9 protein-coding genes and 1 pseudogene are annotated in these 17,927 nt (G+C 72.0%); 5 read left to right on the forward strand and 5 right to left on the reverse strand.

From position 1 onward, the window contains the following. The 4 genes and pseudogenes from HTV45_RS34640 to HTV45_RS31660 form a co-directional block, all read left to right on the forward strand. Positions 1-154, forward strand: a pseudogene (locus HTV45_RS34640) (ABC transporter permease); the annotation flags it as partial. Then, positions 147-1,025, forward strand: a complete 879-nt coding sequence (locus HTV45_RS31650) for an ABC transporter ATP-binding protein (RefSeq protein ID WP_215209341.1) — start codon at positions 147-149, stop codon at positions 1,023-1,025. The pseudogene HTV45_RS34640 and the gene HTV45_RS31650, both read left to right, overlap by 8 nt. Before the next feature lie 90 nt (positions 1,026-1,115). After that, the gene (locus tag HTV45_RS31655) at positions 1,116-3,311 is read left to right on the forward strand and encodes a CDP-glycerol glycerophosphotransferase family protein (RefSeq protein ID WP_215209342.1); all 2,196 of its coding nucleotides are present in this window, start codon (positions 1,116-1,118) and stop codon (positions 3,309-3,311) included. Next, positions 3,308-4,972, forward strand: coding sequence for a glycosyltransferase family 2 protein (locus HTV45_RS31660; RefSeq protein WP_215209343.1), 1,665 nt, complete (start codon positions 3,308-3,310; stop codon positions 4,970-4,972). Before HTV45_RS31655 ends, HTV45_RS31660 begins: the two co-directional genes overlap by 4 nt. Before the next feature lie 346 nt (positions 4,973-5,318). On the opposite strand, the gene HTV45_RS31665 is transcribed toward HTV45_RS31660, so the two are convergent. From HTV45_RS31665 to HTV45_RS31680, 4 genes are all read right to left on the reverse strand, one after another. Further along, positions 5,319-6,788 (reverse strand): hypothetical protein, encoded by a 1,470-nt coding sequence (locus HTV45_RS31665; protein WP_215209344.1) that lies wholly within the window; start codon positions 6,786-6,788, stop codon positions 5,319-5,321. A gap of 241 nt (positions 6,789-7,029) precedes the next feature. Next, complete coding sequence (locus tag HTV45_RS31670; RefSeq protein WP_215209345.1) at positions 7,030-11,982, reverse strand: NAD-glutamate dehydrogenase; 4,953 nt, start codon at positions 11,980-11,982, stop codon at positions 7,030-7,032. 489 nt (positions 11,983-12,471) lie between these two features. Next, complete coding sequence (locus HTV45_RS31675) at positions 12,472-13,143, reverse strand: HAD family hydrolase (RefSeq protein WP_215209346.1); 672 nt, start codon at positions 13,141-13,143, stop codon at positions 12,472-12,474. A gap of 47 nt (positions 13,144-13,190) precedes the next feature. Then, positions 13,191-13,697 (reverse strand): hypothetical protein, encoded by a 507-nt coding sequence (locus HTV45_RS31680; protein ID WP_215209347.1) that lies wholly within the window; start codon positions 13,695-13,697, stop codon positions 13,191-13,193. Between the two features lie 332 nt (positions 13,698-14,029). Between HTV45_RS31680 and HTV45_RS31685 the strand changes: the two genes are divergently transcribed. Next, a complete protein-coding gene (locus HTV45_RS31685) occupies positions 14,030-14,887 on the forward strand; it encodes an Rv3235 family protein (RefSeq protein WP_215209348.1) in 858 nt (285 codons plus the stop codon). A gap of 119 nt (positions 14,888-15,006) precedes the next feature. Here HTV45_RS31685 and secA read toward each other — a convergent pair whose 3' ends face one another. Further along, positions 15,007-17,853: a preprotein translocase subunit SecA gene (secA, locus tag HTV45_RS31690; protein ID WP_215209349.1), complete on the reverse strand. Its 2,847-nt coding sequence runs from the start codon at positions 17,851-17,853 to the stop codon at positions 15,007-15,009. Positions 17,854-17,927: the final 74 nt, after the last annotated feature.

The raw sequence follows: 17,927 nt of genomic DNA on the forward strand, positions 1-17,927 counted from the left end.
CATGGACCTGGTGCGCTTCGCGCTGATCGACGACTACGGCTCCTCGTACCTGCCCCCGCACGTGTGGGCGTTCGCGCTGGGCTGGGCACTGCTGGCCGGCGCGGCCGGATTCGTCTACTTCTGGAAGTCCGAGGAGAGGTACGGCCGTGGCTGACACCGACCAGAAGGTCCCCACCGTCATCGCCGACGGCGTCGACATCGTCTACCGGGTCAACGGCACCGGCGCCGGACGCGGCACCGCCACCGCCGCCCTCAACCGCATGCTGCGCCGCAGGCACACCGAGAAGGTCTCCGGCGTACGCCGGGTGCACGCCGTGCGGAACGTCTCCTTCGTCGCCCACCGGGGCGAGGCCATCGGCCTGATCGGCACCAACGGCTCCGGCAAGTCCACCCTGCTCAAGGCCATCGCCGGTCTGCTCCCGGTGGAGAACGGCCGCATCTACACCGACGGCCAGCCCTCGCTGCTCGGCGTCAACGCGGCCCTGATGCGCGATCTGACCGGCGAGCGGAACGTGATGCTGGGCGGGCTCGCGATGGGCATGACCCGCGAGGAGGTCAAGGCCCGCTACCAGGAGATCGTCGACTTCTCCGGCATCAACGAGAAGGGTGACTTCATCACCCTGCCGATGCGCACCTACTCCTCCGGCATGGCCGCCCGGCTGCGCTTCTCCATCGCCGCCGCCAAGGACCACGACGTCCTCCTCGTCGACGAGGCGCTGGCCACCGGCGACCGCTCCTTCCAGAGGCGCTCCGAGGCCCGTATCCGCGAGCTGCGGGGACACGCCGGGACGGTGTTCCTGGTCAGCCACAACAACAAGTCGATCCGCGACACCTGCGACCGCGTGCTGTGGCTGGAGCGCGGCGAGCTGCGCATGGACGGGCCGACCGACGAGGTGCTCAAGGAGTACGAGGCGTTCACCCAAGACCCCGCCTCCCGGCCGCAGCAGCCCCCGAGACCCCGGGCCGCCGCCGCTCCGAAGCCGGATTCCACGCCGGGCGGAACGAAGGCTCCGCTTCCCTCGTGAGGCCTACACCCCGTGTCCACTTCATCGCATTGATGCCACTATGACCGAAGAGGACCATCCGGAGCGACGAGCAGCCGAAGGAGCCCCGCGATGCCCGAGCTCAGCGTCATCGTCCACGGGCCGAACACCCAGGACCACCTGACCGGCCTCCTCGGCTCGCTCACCGCCCACCCCCTTCCCGGCACCGAGGTCGTGGTCGCCGCCGTCGGCGACTGGGCCCGCGAGACGGCGGAGCGGCACGCCGCCCGGGTGAGGGTCGTGGCGCTGCCCGACGGCACCTCGGACGCGGCGGCCCGGTCGGCGGGAGCGGCGCGCGCCACCGGCCGCTGGCTGCACTTCGTCCGCGCCAAGGACGGGCTGCCGCCCGGCAGCCCGCGCACGGTCGCCGAACGGACCGCCGAGCTCCCCGGCACCGTCGACCTCCTGCTCCTCGACCATCTGCGCAGCACCTGGCGCAGCTCCGGCCTGCCCTCCGCCGACGGCCCCCTCCTCGCCCGCGCCGGCCGCACCGAGCTGACCCTCGACGACAGCGCCTACCTGCTGCGGCTGACCCCGCTGCTCGGCACCCGCGTCCTGCGCGCGACCTTCTGGCGTGCGCACGAGGAACAGCTCACCACCGGCGACGAACCCCTCACCGCCCTCACCGCCCTCCTGCTCGCCGGCCGCGCCGCCTGCCTGCCGCACATCGCGTACGAGGACCGCAGACTGCGCCCCGCGAGCCTGCCCCCGGTCACCGCCGGGCAGCACTTCGCGCTCGTCGACCGCTACGAGACCCTTCTCGACCTCGCCCGCGAACGCCCCGCCGTCTACACCGTGCTCTACGAGATCATGATCCGGGACTGTCTGCGCACCTTCGCCCGCGGCCTGCCCGACGACGTGGCCGAGGAGTTCTTCCACCGCGCCTCGATCGCCGCCCTGCGCCGCCGCCCCGAGGGACACCGGCGCCCCGCCGGCCCAGAAGGCGTCCGCCGCTCGCTGCTCGAAGAGGGCGCCTACACCAAGTACCGCGCCTTCCAGACCGCCAACCGCGCCCGCCGCACGGTGCGTTCCGCGGTGCGCGCCGGACGGCGCCAGGCCGGCGCCCGGATCCGCGACCACCAGTACCGCACCGCCCTGCGCCGCCCGGTCGACCCCCACCTCGCCGTGTTCTCCGCCTACTGGAACCGCGGGGTCGCCTGCAACCCGGCCGCGATCGCCGCCAAGCTCGCCGAACTCGCCCCGCACGTCCACCCCGTATGGGTGGTGACCGAACGCAACGCGGCGCTGCTCCCGCCCGGCACCGACCACGTCGTCCCCGGCACCCGCCGCTACTGGGAGGTGCTCGCGACCGCCCAGTACCTCGTCAACAACGTCAACTTCCCGAACGCGGTGGTCAAGCGCCCCGACGCGGTGCACGTCCAGACCCACCACGGCACCCCGCTCAAGCGCATGGGCCTGGACCAGATGGCGTTCCCGGCCGCCGCGCAGGGCCTGGACTTCGACGCGCTGCTGGAGCGCGTCGACAAGTGGGACTACAGCGTCTCCAGCAACAGCCACACCACCCGCATGTGGGAGAGGGCGTACCCGGCCCGGTACGTCCCGCTCGACCACGGCTATCCGCGCAACGACGTCTACTACACGGCCGGTGCCGCCGACGTCCGCGCGGTCCGCAGGCGCCTGGGCATCCCGCCCGGCCGCCGGGCCGTCCTCTACGCCCCCACCCACCGCGACTACGAGGCCGGCTGGACCCCGCGCCTGGACCTCGCCGCACTCGCCGGCCGGCTCGGCGAGGACACCGTGCTGCTGGTCCGCGGCCACTACTTCTACGCAGGCGGCGTCTCCCCGCTGACCGGCATGCGCCGCTCCGGCCGCGTCATCGACGTCTCCTCCTACGACCCGGTCGAGGAACTGTGCCTGGCCGCCGACGTCCTCGTCACGGACTACTCGTCGATCATGTTCGACTACGCCAACCTCGACCGCCCCCTCGTCATCCACGCCGACGACTGGGAGACGTACCGCACCACGCGCGGCGTCTGCTTCGACCTGATGGCCGAGGCGCCCGGACCGGTCGCCCGCACCCAGGACGAGCTCACCGAGATCCTCACCACCGACGCCTGGCAGGACGAGAGCGCGGCGAAGACACGGGCAGCCTTCCGGCGCCGGTTCTGCGAGTACGACGACGGCCGCGCCGCCGAACGCGTGGTGCGCCGGGTCTTCCTCGGCCAGGACGAGGCGTCGCTGCCCCCGGTGCTGCCGGTCGGGGAACGCACCCCGGCGCCCACCCCCGGGGAGGCGACCGCGTCATGAGCACCCCCCGGCCCTCCTCCCCCGACGTCACCGTGACGGTGATCGTGTACAACGACGCCGGACGGCTGCCCCGCGCGGTGGAGTCCGTACGCCGCCAGACCCACCGCGACCTGGAGATCGTCATCAGCGACGACCACTCCACGGACGACACCCCCCGGGTGGCGCGGGCGCTGGCGGCCGCCGACCCGCGCATCCGGTACCTGCGGCTGCCGGAGAACAGCGGCGGATGCAGCGCGCCGCGCAACCGCGCCCTGGAGACCGCCCGCGCGCCGTACCTGATGTTCCTCGACTCCGACGACGAACTCCCGCCGGCCGCGGTCGCCGCCCTGCTCGCCGCACACCGCGCACGCGACATCGACTTCGCGATGGGCGCCGTCCGGCGGATCCGGACGGACACCGGCCGCCGCTCCACCTGGATGCCGCACCTCGTGGCCGAGCGCCGCACCCTGGAGGGCATCAGCGACGACCCCCGGCTGTTCTTCGAGCACCTGTCGACCGGCAAGATGTACGCCCGCGCCTTCCTCGACCGGCACGACCTGCGCTTCCCCGAGGGCATCCACTACGAGGACCAGCTGTTCTCGGCCCGTGCCTACTGCCTGGCGAAACGCTTCACCATCGTCCCCGAGCCGGTGTACCACTGGTACATAGCCCCGTACCCGGTCTCCGGCACGGCGTCCATATCCAACCAGCGGCACCTGCTGAGCAACGTCGCCGACCGGATCCACGTGCAGCGGCTGATCGACACGTTCCTGGAGGAGAGCGGGCACGAGTCGCTGCGCGAGGACAAGGACCACAAGTTCCTCAAGCACGACTTCCGGATGTACGCGGGCGACCTGCCCTACCGGGACGAGGAGTGGCTGGCGGCCTTCGCGGACCTGGTGAACCCCTACCTGGAGTCCCTGGCCCCCGGCGCGTACACCCGGCTCCCCCGCTCCGAACGCGTGGTGCTCCAGCTCATCCGCGACCGCCGTCTCCCCGACGCCCGGCTGGCCGCCCGGGGCCTGGGCCACTCCGTCGGCCCCCGGCGGCTGACCACCGACACGGACGGCCGCACCTACTGGGGCGACCGCGTCCCCGGATCCGTCGAGGCCCGCCGCGAACTGGACCTCACCGAGCTGGAACCGGACACCCGCCCCTTCTCCCTCACCCTGTTCCGGCACGAGATCACGGACCTCGTCCCCGGCCCCGGCGCGTGCGTCGACCTGACGGTACGCACCTACGACCCGGCCCTGCGCCTCCCGGTCGGCCCCCAGCGCGCGAGCCTCGTCATCTCTCCCGGCCGGCGCCGCCTCACCGTCCCCTTCCGGCTCTCGCCGGTGCGGCCCGGCGTGTTCGAGGGCCGGGTCCGCCTCGACCCGGCGGCGGCACGCCTCCCGCTGAGCGGCTTCGCGGGGGTGCGCCACCCGCTGGTCCACCTCAGTTGCGGCGGCCAGAGCAACCGCGGCCTCCTCCTGGCCCCCCTCGACTTCCCGCCCCGCACCGCCCGCGTCGCCTACCGCTCGGGCGCCACCCCCCACCTCGTCACGGTCGAACCGGAAGGCCACGCCCCCGGCCGCCTCCAGTTCCGCTGGACCCCGACCGGCCTCACCACCACCCTCCGCCCCCTGGCCACCCCCCGCCTACGCCGAGCAGCCCGCCTCCTCACCATCCCCCTCCACTGACCCCCACCAGCCCCCAGCCCATCCGGCACTCGAGAACAAGCCCGTCCTCCCACCAGCCCATCCGGCGCTCGAGAACAAGCCCGTCCTCCCACCAGCCCATCCGGCACTCGAGAACAAGCCCGTCCTCCCACCAGCCCGTCCGGCGCTTGAGGACAAGCCCGTCCTCCCACCAGCCCGTCCGGCGCTTGAGGACAAGGCCCGTCCAGGGCCGAAGGGGGTCTGGGGGCACAGCCCCCAGGGACGGGACGGGAAGGGGCGGCGGGGGCGAAACAAGCCGGCCCAACCAGCCCTCCCACCCCACTCACCACACCGCACACTCACCACCACACCTCACCGCACCGCACGCTCACCGCACCGCGTACAGCACCTGCCCCTCCGGCCCCCGTGCCACCACCCGCAACCCCGCGTCGGACAGCAACCCCCCGCGATCCACCACCCACCGCACCCCGTACTCCCGCTCCACCCCCCGCCGCACCCCCTCCGGCGTCCCCGGCGCGAAGTACGTCCGCGTGACCGCCACCCGCCGCCCCTCGTCCGGCAGGAAGAAGTCGGGGTAACCGGGCGCGACCGTATAGGCCCCGTACGCCGGAATCTGCCGCGCCGCCCGCCCCTCCGCCATCACCACGTCCCCGTACCCCACCCACCGCGTGATCCAGTGGTAACCCGACCACGGCTCCCGGTACCGCTCCGCCACCACCCCCGGCAGAGCATCACGCGGAACCACGTACCCCACTGCCCCCGCCTGCGCCCACCCCCCGACCAGCAGCGCCCCGGCGAGCAGCACCGCCCACCCCGTACGCACCCACCGCCGCCCCGCCCCCACCGCCTCCAGCGCCACCGCGAGCTGCGCCGGGATCACCACCGCCGGCAGGGCCCGCCCCCACGCGTAGTGGCCGCTCGCCCACCCCGCCCCGACGATCAGCACCCCCAGCCCGAACAGGACCACCAGCGGGTCCCGGCAATCACGACGCCACCGCGGAACCAGCGCCGCCACCCCCACCAGCACCAGCCCGTACCGCGCCGCCGGTTCCTCGTACAGCACCCGGTGCACCGGCTCCAGCCCGTCCCCCGCCGCCCCGAACAGCGCGAAGAAGTCGTAGTACGGCCATGCCCACAGCGCCACCACCCCCACCGCCAGCGCGACGCCCATCCGCGGCCACACCCCCCGGCCGGCCCGCGCCGCGACCACCGTGGCGACCGCCCCGGCCGAGGCCACGACCCCCGAGAACTGGTGGCAGAGCAGGATCACCGCCCACAGCGTCCCCAGCCCGATCCACACCCCCCACCCCGCCGTCCCGCGCGCGGCCCCGTGCAGCGAGGCCCAGAAATGGAACGCGAGCCCGAGAGTGAACGTGCTCGGATACGCCATCGTCAGCGCGAGCGAGTGGAGCCCCGGGAAGCCGCTCCACAGGAACGGGGTCGTGCCCCACAGCAGCAGCAGGCTCAGCAGGGCGAGTCCGGGCGCGGCCCGGTGCGCGCTCAGTCTCCGTACGTACCGCAGGACCCCCGTCACCAGCAGCGCCGCCCCCGCCACGGCGGCCGGCCGCAGCACCGTGAAGACCCCGAGGTCCGTCACCCGGGAGACGCCCCCGAGCAGCACCATCCACGGCGAGTAGTACGGGCTCGGTGTGTCGGCGTCGACCAGCGGATTGCCGGGGTGGAGCAGGCTGTGCCGCAGCCGCTGCACCGTCGCCGCGTGGATGCCCAGGTCCCCGGCCCACGGCAGGCGCACGACCACCAGCGCCAGCAGCACCAGGACGAGACCGGCCACGACCGGGGCCGCGGTCCTGCCGACGGCCGCGGCAGGGGACGCCACGGCCTTCCCTGATCCGCCGGCCTTCCCGGACCCGCCGGCCTTCCCGGATGCGTCCGACGACGAGAAGCGCACAGTCACAGGAAAGCCATTGCCCGTCACCACGCGAACGCACCGGTTCGCCCCCCGATGCCCACCTAAGGCACCACACGGTGAGGGGCGCCCCGGACCGGGAAGTCCGGGGCGCCCCTCACCCTCGTGCCACGACCCGCGCCGCCTACGCGGCCCGCGCGCCCCGCACCGTCTACGAGTGCGACCGCAGCAGCGTCCGCATCGTCCGCATCGCCACCGACAGGTTGGCGAGATCGAACGCGTCGGAGCTGTGGATCTCCTCCAGGGTGACGCGGGCCCGGCCCAGCAGCGCCGCGTTCTTCTGCTCCCACACCTCGAAGCGCTGCTGCGGCGTCGACGAGCCGTTGCCCACCGCCAGCACGTCCGCGGTCACCGCCGCGTGCGCCGCGTACAGGTCCTCGCGGATCGCCGCGCGGGCCATGGACTGCCAGCGGTCGGCGCGCGGCAGCTCGACGATGCGGTCCATCAGCTGGGTGATGCGCAGCCGGTCACCGAGGTCGTAGTACACCTCGGCGACGTCCAGCGGCTCCTTGCCCGTCCGGTCGGCCACCGACACGATGTCGAGGGCCGGGAAGGCGGAGGAGAACCCGGCGACCCGGGTGGCGAGCTCGTCCGGCACCCCGGCGTCGCTCAGCTCGTCGTAGATCTTCTGGTACCAGTCGAGGTCCGCGCCGCGCAGCAGCTTCGGCAGCTGCGACCACACCTGCTCGACCCGCTCGGCGAAGAACTCCACCGTCTCCGCCAGCTCCAGCGGCTGCTGCCGGTTGTTGAGCAGCCAGCGCGTGCCCCGCTCCACCAGACGGCGCGAGTGCAGCCGCAGGCGGGTCTGGACCGCCGCGTCGACCTTGTTGTCGAGCGCCTCGACCCCGTCCCACACCAGTGAGGAGCGGAAGATGGCGCGGGCCGCGGTCTGCGCCCGGACGATCTCCTCCAGGGACGCCCCGGTCTCCTCGCGCATCCGGTGCAGATACGTCGTACCGCCCGTGTTGACCGTGTCGTTGACCAGCACCGTGGTGGTGATCTCGCGGCGCAGCGGGTGGCTGTCGATCTGCTCGGCGAACCGCTCGCGCAGCGCGGACGGGAAGTAGGCGTGCAGCAGCCCCTTCAGGTACGGGTCGTCGGGCAGCGAGGTGTGCAGCAGCTCCTCGGCCACCGTGATCTTCGTGTACGCGAGCAGGACCGCCGTCTCCGGTCCGGTCAGACCCTGCCCGGCGGAGAGCCGCTCGCGGATCTGGCGGTCGGTGGGCAGGAACTCAAGCGCCCGGTCCAGATGCCCCTCGCGCACCAGGTGCTTCAGGAAGCGCTGCTGCGCGTGCAGCATGTCCTTGGACTGGGCCAGCGCGTTGGCGATCGCCGTGTTCTGCGCGTAGTTGGAGCGCAGCACCATGGCGCCGACCTCGTCGGTCATCTCGGCGAGCAGCTTGTTGCGCTGCTTGACGGTCATGTCGCCTTCCTTGACCAGACCGTTCAGCAGGATCTTGATGTTCACCTCGTGGTCGGAGGTGTCCACGCCGGCGCTGTTGTCGATCGCGTCGGAGTTGAGCCGGCCGCCGTGCAGCGCGAACTCGATCCGGCCGAGCTGGGTCATGCCCAGGTTGCCGCCCTCGCCGACGACGGCGACCCGCAGGTCCTTGCCGTCGACCCGGATGGCGTCGTTGCCCTTGTCGCCGACGTCGGCGTTGGACTCCGTCGACGCCTTGACGTAGGTGCCGATGCCGCCGTTCCACAGCAGGTCCACCGGCGACGTGAGGATCGCCTTCATCAGGTCCGCCGGGGTCATCTTGGTGACGCCGGGCTCGATGCCGAGGGCCTCGCGGATCTGGGCGTTGACCGGAACGGACTTGGCGCTGCGCGGGAAGATCCCGCCGCCGGCCGAGAGCAGCTCGGTGCTGTAGTCGGCCCAGGAGCTGCGCGGCAGCTCGAACAGACGGCGGCGCTCGGCGTAGGAGACGGCCGCGTCCGGGTCCGGGTCGATGAAGATGTGCCGGTGGTCGAAGGCCGCCACCAGGCGGATGTGCTCGCTGAGCAGCATGCCGTTGCCGAACACGTCACCGGACATGTCGCCGATGCCGACGACCGTGAAGTCCTGGCTCTGGGTGTCCACGCCCAGCTCCCGGAAGTGCCGCTTGACGGACTCCCAGGCGCCGCGGGCGGTGATGCCCATGCCCTTGTGGTCGTAGCCCGCCGAGCCGCCGGAGGCGAAGGCGTCACCGAGCCAGAAGTTGTAGGACTCGGCGACGTCGTTGGCGATGTCCGAGAACTTCGCGGTCCCCTTGTCGGCGGCGACGACGAGATAGGTGTCGTCCTCGTCGTGCCGGACGACGTCCACCGGGTGCACGACCTCGCCGGCCACCATGTTGTCGGTGATGTCGAGCAGCGCCGAGATGAAGGTCCGGTAGCTGGCGATGCCCTCCGCCATCCAGGCGTCCCGGTCGGCGTTCGGGTCGGGGAGCTGCTTGGCGACGAAGCCGCCCTTGGCGCCGACCGGCACGATGACGGTGTTCTTCACCATCTGCGCCTTGACCAGGCCGAGGATCTCGGTGCGGAAGTCCTCCCGGCGGTCCGACCAGCGCAGACCACCGCGCGCGACCTTGCCGAAGCGCAGGTGCACGCCCTCGACGCGCGGCGAGTACACCCAGATCTCGAAGGCCGGGCGCGGCGCGGGGAGGTCGGGGATGGCCGTCGGGTCGAACTTCATGGAGACGTAGTCGTGCGGCACTCCGCCGCTCGCCTCCTGGAAGAAGTTGGTGCGCAGCGTCGCCTTGATGACGGTGAGGAAGGAGCGCAGGATGCGGTCCTCGTCCAGCGAGGCCACCTGGTCGAGGGCGGCGTCGACCTCCTCCAGCAGGGCGTCCACCAGTTCGTACCCGGCGCGCTGCCGGTCCGGCGACATCCGCGCCTCGAAGAGGGAGACGAGCAGCCGGGTGGTGTGGACGTTGTGGCGGAGGGTGTCCTCCATGTAGTCCTGGCTGAAGGTGGAACCCGCCTGGCGCAGGTACTTGGCGTACGCGCGCAGCACCATGGCCTGCCGCCAGGACAGCCCGGCGCTCAGCACCAGGGCGTTGAACCCGTCGTTCTCCGCCTTGCCGGTCCAGGTCGCCGCGAAGGTGTCCTGGAACCGCTCACGGGCGTCGCCGCCGAGGTAGTCCAGGCCGCCGCCCGGCGCCTTGGGCATGCGCAGGCCGAAGTCGTAGATCCACGCCACGCTCCGGTCCGAGCAGCGCAGCTCGTACGGCCGCTCGTCGACGACCTCGACGCCGAGCCGCTGGAGCACGGGCAGAACCGCGGAGAGGGAGACGGCCTCGCCCTTGCGGTAGATCTTGAAGCGGCGCTCCTCGGGAGCGGCGCCCACCGGCTCGTACAGGCTGAGCTCGAAGTCCCGCTGTTCGTCCAGGAGTTCGACGCGGGCCAGGTCGGCGACCGCGCTGCGCGGGGAGTGGTCGGCCTTGTAGCCCTCGGTGAAGGCGCCCGCGTATCGGCGCAGCAGTTCGGCGGCGCGCTCCTCACCGAACTCGGCGTTCAGCGCCTCGCCGAAGCCGTCGGCCCAGGAACGGGCGGCCTCGACGAGCCGGGCCTCGATGCGGTGCTTCTCGGCGTCGGAGAGCTGCGGCAGCTCGGTGCCCCGCGGGACGCGGACCACGAAGTGCAGCCGGGAGAGGACGGACTCGGTGTTGCGGGCCGTGAAGTCGACGGCGGTGCCGCCGAGCTCCTCCTTGAGGATGTCGATGATCCGCAGGCGCACACCGGTGGTGTAGCGGTCGCGCGGCAGGTAGACCAGGGCGGAGTAGTAGCGCCCGTATTCGTCCTGGCGCAGGTAGAGCCGGAGCCGGCGGCGCTCCTGGAGGTAGAGCACCGAGGTGACGATGGCCTGGAGCTCATCGGCCGGCGTCTGGAACAGCTCGTCGCGCGGGTAGGTCTCCAGGATCTGGAGCAGGTCGCGCCCGTCATGGCTGTGCGGGGAGAAGCCGGCCCGCTCCAGGACCTCCTCGACCTTGCGCCGGATCACCGGCACCCGGCGCACGGACTCGGTGTAGGCGGCGGACGAGAACAGACCGAGGAAGCGGCGCTCACCGACGACGTTGCCGTCCGCGTCGAACTTCTTGACCCCGATGTAGTCCAGGTACGACGGCCGGTGCACGGTGGCCCGGCTGTTCGCCTTGGTCAGCACCAGCACCTTGTGCTCGCGCGCCTTGGCGCGGGCGTCGGCGGGCAGCCGCTCGAACGACGCGCTGACCGGCTGGCTGTCCTCGGGGGCGAGCTGCGGGTCGGAGCGCAGGATGCCGAGACCGGTGCCGGGAAGGGCGACCAGCGAGTCGTCCTCGCGCAGCTCGTACTCCCGGTAGCCGAGGAAGGTGAAGTGGTCGTCGGCGAGCCAGTGCAGCAGCTCGCGGGCCTCCTCCACCTGCGGGGCGGTCACATCGGCGGGGACGGGCTCCTCGGACAGCGCCTCGGCGAGCGAGGTCGCGGCCTGCCGCATCTTGCCCCAGTCCTCGACTGCCTCGCGGACGTCGGACAGAACGCGCAGCAGGTCGGAGGTGATCTGCTTGAGGTCGCCGCGATCGGTCTCGCGGTCGATCTCCACATGGATCCAGGACTCGACGTGCGCGTCGTGCGGAAGGCCGCGCACGTCCTGGGGGAGGTCGCCGCCGACCGGGGCGGTGAGCATCTCGATCAGCTTGCCGGTGACGTCCCGGCGGACCACGACCTGCGGGTGGATGACGACATGGATGCCACGGCCCTGGCGGGTCAGCTCATTGGTGACCGAGTCGACCAGGAAGGGCATGTCGTCGGTGACCACCTCGACGACGGAGTGGCTGCACGTCCAGCCGTTCTGCTCCACGGTCGGGGTGTGGACCCGGACGCTGGCGGTGCCCTGGGGGCGGCTCTCGGCGAGCCGGAAGTGCGAGAAGGCGGCTCCGAAGACGTCGACCGGGTCGCGGTCCGTCAGGTCCTCGGGGGCGGTGTGCAGGTAGTAGCGCTGGAGGAACTCGAGCACGGTGTCCCGGTCGGGCATGCCCTTGTCGATCGTCCCAGTCGGCAGGTTTCCCCCGGCCGGGCTGTTCTCAGCAACCCGGGCGGCCCTGTCGAGCAGCTCGGCCTTGGCTTCGTCCAGCTTGGTCTGCATGGTCCTCTGGCTCCTGTCGCGCGCCGTTGCGTGACGTAGAAGGAAGTACTGGTTCCGACCCAGCGGTGCGGTGGTACGACACGGGGTGTCCGGTCTGTGCCGACGCTATGCCGCGAGGTGAGACGAGCGGGGGCTTCTCGGCCGAATTCGATGCGATCGGCGTGTGTGACTCTGCTCTCGGTGACGCCTGCCCCCTGGGGGCACGCCGCATACCGGGCCGCCCGCGAAGATCAGCGACTGTCACCCGGTCACGGATGTCGTCCGTGCTCGCCGGGCGCACAGCAGGGACACCGAAGTCCCCGCGAACTATCGCGCTGATCACGCCACCCAGGCTATCGCTCCTGCCGGGGCCCCCGTCATGAGCCGTATGTGTACAAAACAGGGGCACGAACTTTGACGTTCTGCACAGTGCGCTTCACTCCGGCGAGCCCTATGACGCGCGCGGGTCCTCCCGCCGACCGCGCCCGGCGGACATCCGCCCCGGTCCCGTCAGGCCGCCGCCACCAGCCGCTCGGCCTCCACGACCGCCTCTCCCAGCGTGTCCACCACCGGGACTCCCACCGCCTCCAGGCCGGCCCGCCCGTGGGACCCCCCGGTGTACAGCACCGCCCGCGCTCCCACGTGCCGCGCGGCCAGCGCGTCGTCGGCCGCGTCGCCGATCACCACCGTGCGCGCCGGGTCGACCCCGGTCAGCGCTTCGAGGTGGCGCACCATGTGCTCCGCCTTGCTGCCCCCGGACGGTCCGGTCCGCCCCTCGACCCGGACGAAGTGGGGTTCGATCCCGAAGCCCCGCACCAGCGGGACCAGGTCCTCGTGCCCGTACAGGCTGAGGATCGACTGGCTGCGGCCGGCCTCCGTCCATCCCGCCAGCAGATCCACCACGCCCTCGGCGAGCCCGCACCGCATCCGGCGCTCGGTGTAGTGGCGGTGGAAGGTGCCGTCCATCAGCGCCCACTCGGCCTCGGTCGGCAGCCGCCCCATGAGCCGCTCGTAGAACTTCGGCACCGGCACGCAGTACAGCTCCCGGTACCGCTCCAGCGTGAGCGGCTCCAGCCCCAGCTCGGCGAAGGCCGCGTTCGTCGCCCCGATGACCGCGTCGACGTCGTGGAACAGCGTGCCGTTCCAGTCCCAGACGATGTGCGCGTCCGTGTGCGTCCCCATGTCCGGATAAGTTACCCGCCGCCACTGACATACGACAGAACCGCAGCTCAGCCCAGCAGGCTGGGGATCTCCTGGGTGGCGTACCACAGCAGCTCGTGGTCCTCCGCACCGTCGACGGCGAACCGCGCGTCGTCGTCGCCGCCGTCCGCCGCGGGCAGCGCCTTCGCCGCGGCCGTCACGTCCGCCTCCGCCTCCGCCGCGTCCACGTGCACCGCGGCCGCCTCGGCCAGCCGTACGGCCCCGGCGACCCGCACCTCACCGAGCGCGGCCGGGTCGAGGCCCCGGTCCGGGTCCGGCCGGGCCGTCCCGTCGGCCACGTCGACGGCGACCACGACCCGGCGCCGCGGCGCACCGGCGTCCGCCGCCAGCAGCCGCAGCGAGGCCAGCGCGGCGCGGCCGAGCGCGGCGTACTCCAGCTCCTCGAGGTCGTCGGAGACGTACCACTCGCGCAGCGCGGGGGTCACCGCGTAGGCGGCGAACGGCCCGTCCGCGAGCCGGCCCGTCCGGTACGCCTCGGCGAGCCCGGGGAGGGTCAGGGGGACGTAGACGCGCATGGCCGGCCACTTTCGTGTGATCGGGAGCTCCGCAGGTGATCGGGAGCTCTCAGGGGCCCCTCAGGATACGTCCCGGTGTCCCCCATCGGGTCCCCGCCCACACCCCCGCAGCCGTCAACCTCCGTCCCGGATGTCACCCCGTACAGCCGCCCGGGCGGGGCCCGGCAGTCCCGCCGATCACTCGGATAAGTGAATCCCGACGGCACTCCGACCCGCCTTCGCGCTCCTTGCCTCCGCCCACGGCCGCCCCGTACAAGATCCCCGACCGCAAGTTACCGTCCGGTACGCCAGGCTTCCCCCGCCGGCCCCGGGCCCGTCGAACGGGATCCCCCTTGAACAAGGTCATGACCCGGCACCGCCGCCTGCCCCGTCCTGCCGGCCGTACGGTTCCGGCCCCCGCCGCCACCTCCCCTCACCGGCCCGCGGAAGGGCCCGCCGTCGCCCCGGGCGGGCCGTCCCCGGCAGGCGGGACCCCGCGCACCCCGGCCGACCGGTCCCCCGTCGTGCCGCCCCGTCCCTCCGCGGCGACCGCCACCCACCTCTCCCCTCCGGGTGCCGGCGGCACCCGGCCCTCGCCCACGGGCACCGCCCCGCCCCGCACCCCCGCCACCAGGACCGCCCCCGCTCCCTCCCCCGGCGGGCGCAGGCCGGCGGCCGGAGGCCTGACCCGGCGGCCCGCCGACAACCGTCCCGCGGGCCGCGCCGCCCGGGGCCGGGGACCTGCCGCCCCGGGCACGGAGACACCGGCCCGCGGCACCCGGACGGTGCCGGAGGCCGGCCGCGCCCCGCTCCTCGTCCCGCGCGCCGGTGAACGGCCCACCCGCCGCCCCGCCGTCCCGCCGCCGCTGCCCACCGACCGCTTCGCCGAGCTGCTCCTCGCCGTCCTCAGCGGGCAGCGCCCCGTGCACGCGATGCTGCGGCACACGGCGGGCCAGGCCTACGACGAACTCATCCGGCTCGCGGAAAGCGGGCCGCTGCGCACCCGGGGTGCCCGCCCCGTCGTGCGCGACATCGGCTGGTTCGAGCCCCGGGAGGGAGCCATCGAGGCGTTCGCGCGGATCGGCGCCGGGGACAGGCTGCGCGCCATGGCCTTCCGCCTGGAACAGGGCCGTGATCTGCGCTGGCGCTGCACCGCCGTCGAGCTGGGCGGCCCCCGCCCGCGGCACCCGCGCCGCGCGGGCGCCCACTGAGCCTTGGCCCACGCCCGAGCGGCCCCGGCCCGCCCGCCCCACGCCCGAGGGCCGGACACCCTGGAGTGTCCGGCCCTCGGCCTGCTCGCACAGCCGCTCCGGTCCGGGAGCGGCACCGCTCACTTCTTGCGGCGGCGCCCGCCGCGAGCCTGCTTGCGGCGCTCCGCGCGCGTGAGGCCGTCCGCCTCGGAGCGCACCGGCTCGTCGTCGGTGGCGAATTCACCCTCGATGGTGCCGCCCTCGCCGTCCACCGTCGGCGCCGAGAAGTGCAGGTTCCGCCGCTGCGGGGCGTCGAGTCCCTTGGCGCGGATCTCCGGCCGGGGCCCCGCCTGCGCGGGCACCGCGTCCTGCTTCTCCAGGTCGGCGACCGGCTTGACGTCCTCGACCGGAACCTCCTCGACCTGCTGCTCGACCTGGACCTCCAGGTTGAACAGGTAGCCGACGGACTCCTCCTTGATGCCGTCCATCATCGCGGTGAACATGTCGAAGCCCTCGCGCTGGTACTCGACCAGCGGGTCCTTCTGCGCCATCGCGCGCAGGCCGATGCCCTCCTGGAGGTAGTCCATCTCGTAGAGGTGCTCGCGCCACTTGCGGTCCAGGACCGACAGCACGACCCGGCGCTCCAGCTCACGCATGATCTCGGAGCCGAGCTGCGCCTCGCGGGCCTCGTACTGGGCGCGGATGTCGTCCTTGATGGACTCGGAGATGAACTCCGCCGTCAGGCCCGCCCGGTCGCCGGCCTCCTCCTCCATCTCCTCGACGGTGACGCTCACCGGGTAGAGCTGCTTGAACGCGCCCCACAGCCGGTCCAGGTCCCAGTCCTCGGGGAAGCCGTCGGCGGTCTCCGCCTGGACGTAGGCGTCGATGGTGTCGTCCATGAAGTGCTGGATCTGCTCCTGCAGGTCCTCGCCCTCCAGGACGCGGCGCCGCTCGCCGTAGATGACCTCGCGCTGCCGGTTGAGGACCTCGTCGTACTTCAGGACGTTCTTGCGGGTCTCGAAGTTCTGCGTCTCCACCTGCGACTGCGCGGACGCGATCGCGCGGGTCACCATCTTGTTCTCGATCGGCACGTCGTCCGGCACGTTCGCCATGGACATCACGCGCTCGACCATCTGCGCCTTGAACAGCCGCATCAGGTCGTCGCCGAGCGAGAGGTAGAAGCGGGACTCGCCGGGGTCGCCCTGACGGCCGGAACGACCGCGCAGCTGGTTGTCGATCCGCCGCGACTCGTGGCGCTCGGTGCCCAGGACGTAGAGACCGCCGTTCCTCTCGACCTCTTCCTTCTCGGCCTTGACCGCCGCCTCGGCCCGCTCGATGGCCGCGGGCAGGGCCTGCGCCCACTCCTCGATGTGCTCCTCGGGGTCGAGGCCGCGCTGGCGCAGCTCCGCCTCGGCGAGGTCCTCGGGGTTGCCGCCGAGCTTGATGTCCGTACCGCGGCCGGCCATGTTGGTGGCCACCGTGACGCTGCCCTTGCGGCCGGCCTGGGCGACGATCGACGCCTCCCGGTCGTGCTGCTTGGCGTTCAGCACCTCGTGCTGGATGCCGCGCTTGCTGAGCTGCTGCGAGAGGTACTCGGACTTCTCCACCGACGTCGTGCCGACGAGGATCGGCTGCCCCTTGCCGTGCTTCTCCTCGATGTCGTCGACGACCGCCTCGAACTTGGCGACCTCGGTGCGGTAGATCAGGTCCGACTGGTCCTTGCGGACCATCGGCCGGTTGGTCGGGATGGGCACCACGCCGAGCTTGTAGATCTGGTGGAACTCGGCGGCCTCGGTCATCGCCGTACCGGTCATGCCGGACAGGCCGGGGACTTCCTTGCCGTTGTGGTCGTGGCGCTTGTAGAGGCGGAAGAAGTTCTGCAGCGTGATCGTGGCGAGCGTCTGGTTCTCGTCCTTGATCGGCACCGCTTCCTTGGCCTCGATGGCCTGGTGCATGCCCTCGTTGTAGCGGCGGCCGGCGAGGATACGGCCGGTGTGCTCGTCGACGATCATGACTTCGTCATCGATGATGACGTAGTCCTTGTCCTTCTTGAAGAGCTCCTTGGCCTTGATGGCGTTGTTCAGGTAGCCCACCAGCGGGGTGTTGACCGACTCGTACAGGTTGTCGATACCGAGCCAGTCCTCGACCTTGGCCACACCGGACTCGTGGATCGCGACCGTGCGCTTCTTCTCGTCGACCTCGTAGTCGCCGGTCTCCTCGATGCCCTTGAGCGGGTTGCCGGGCTCGCCGCGCTTGAGACGCTTGACCAGCTTGGCGAAGTCCCCGTACCACTTCGTGGCCTGGTCGGCCGGACCGGAGATGATCAGCGGCGTACGGGCCTCGTCGATGAGGATCGAGTCGACCTCGTCGACGATGGCGAAGTTGTGGCCGCGCTGGACGAGCTCGTCCTTGGACCACGCCATGTTGTCGCGCAGGTAGTCGAAGCCGAACTCGTTGTTCGTGCCGTACGTGATGTCGGCGGCGTACTGCTCGCGGCGCTGGGCCGGCGTCATGTTGGCGAGGATGCAGCCGACCTCCAGGCCGAGGAAGCGGTGGACGCGGCCCATCGTCTCGGAGTCGCGCTCGGCCAGGTAGTCGTTGACCGTGATGATGTGGACGCCCTCACCGGACAGGGCGTTGAGGTACGCGGGCAGGGTGCCGACGAGGGTCTTGCCCTCACCGGTCTTCATCTCGGCCACGTACCCCATGTGGAGGGCGGCGCCGCCCATGATCTGGACGTCGTAGGGCCGCTGTCCCAGGGCGCGCTTGGCGGCCTCGCGGACGGTGGCGAAGGCTTCGGGCAGCAGGTCGTCCAGGCTCTCACCGTCGGCGTACCGCTGCTTGTACTCATCGGTGAGGGCCCGCAGCTCGGCGTCGGAGAGGCCTTCGAAGTCCTCTTCGATGGAGTTGACCTGGTCCGCGATGCGGTGCAGCTTGCGCAGGATTTTGCCTTCGCCTGCACGCATGATCTTCGAGAGGACGGACACGGGGGTTGGTCTCCTTGCCGGTCGGGCCTGGGACGGTCGGTTTCCATTTCACTGGCTGAGCAACGGCCATCGTA

Origin of the sequence: Streptomyces sp. CHD11, from assembly GCF_018638295.1 — a bacterium.
In the GTDB taxonomy this organism is placed as follows: Bacteria; Actinomycetota; Actinomycetes; order Streptomycetales; family Streptomycetaceae; genus Streptomyces.

Bases quoted from the DNA above. Each gene is read 5' to 3' on its own strand.
- HTV45_RS31655 (WP_215209342.1), top strand. From the start codon at position 1,116: ATGCCCGAGCTCAGCGTCATCGTCCACGGGCCGAACACCCAGGACCAC.
- HTV45_RS31660 (WP_215209343.1), top strand. From the start codon at position 3,308: ATGAGCACCCCCCGGCCCTCCTCCCCCGACGTCACCGTGACGGTGATC.
- HTV45_RS31670 (WP_215209345.1), bottom strand. From the start codon at position 11,982: ATGCAGACCAAGCTGGACGAAGCCAAGGCCGAGCTGCTCGACAGGGCC.
- HTV45_RS31675 (WP_215209346.1), bottom strand. From the start codon at position 13,143: ATGGGGACGCACACGGACGCGCACATCGTCTGGGACTGGAACGGCACG.
- HTV45_RS31680 (WP_215209347.1), bottom strand. From the start codon at position 13,697: ATGCGCGTCTACGTCCCCCTGACCCTCCCCGGGCTCGCCGAGGCGTAC.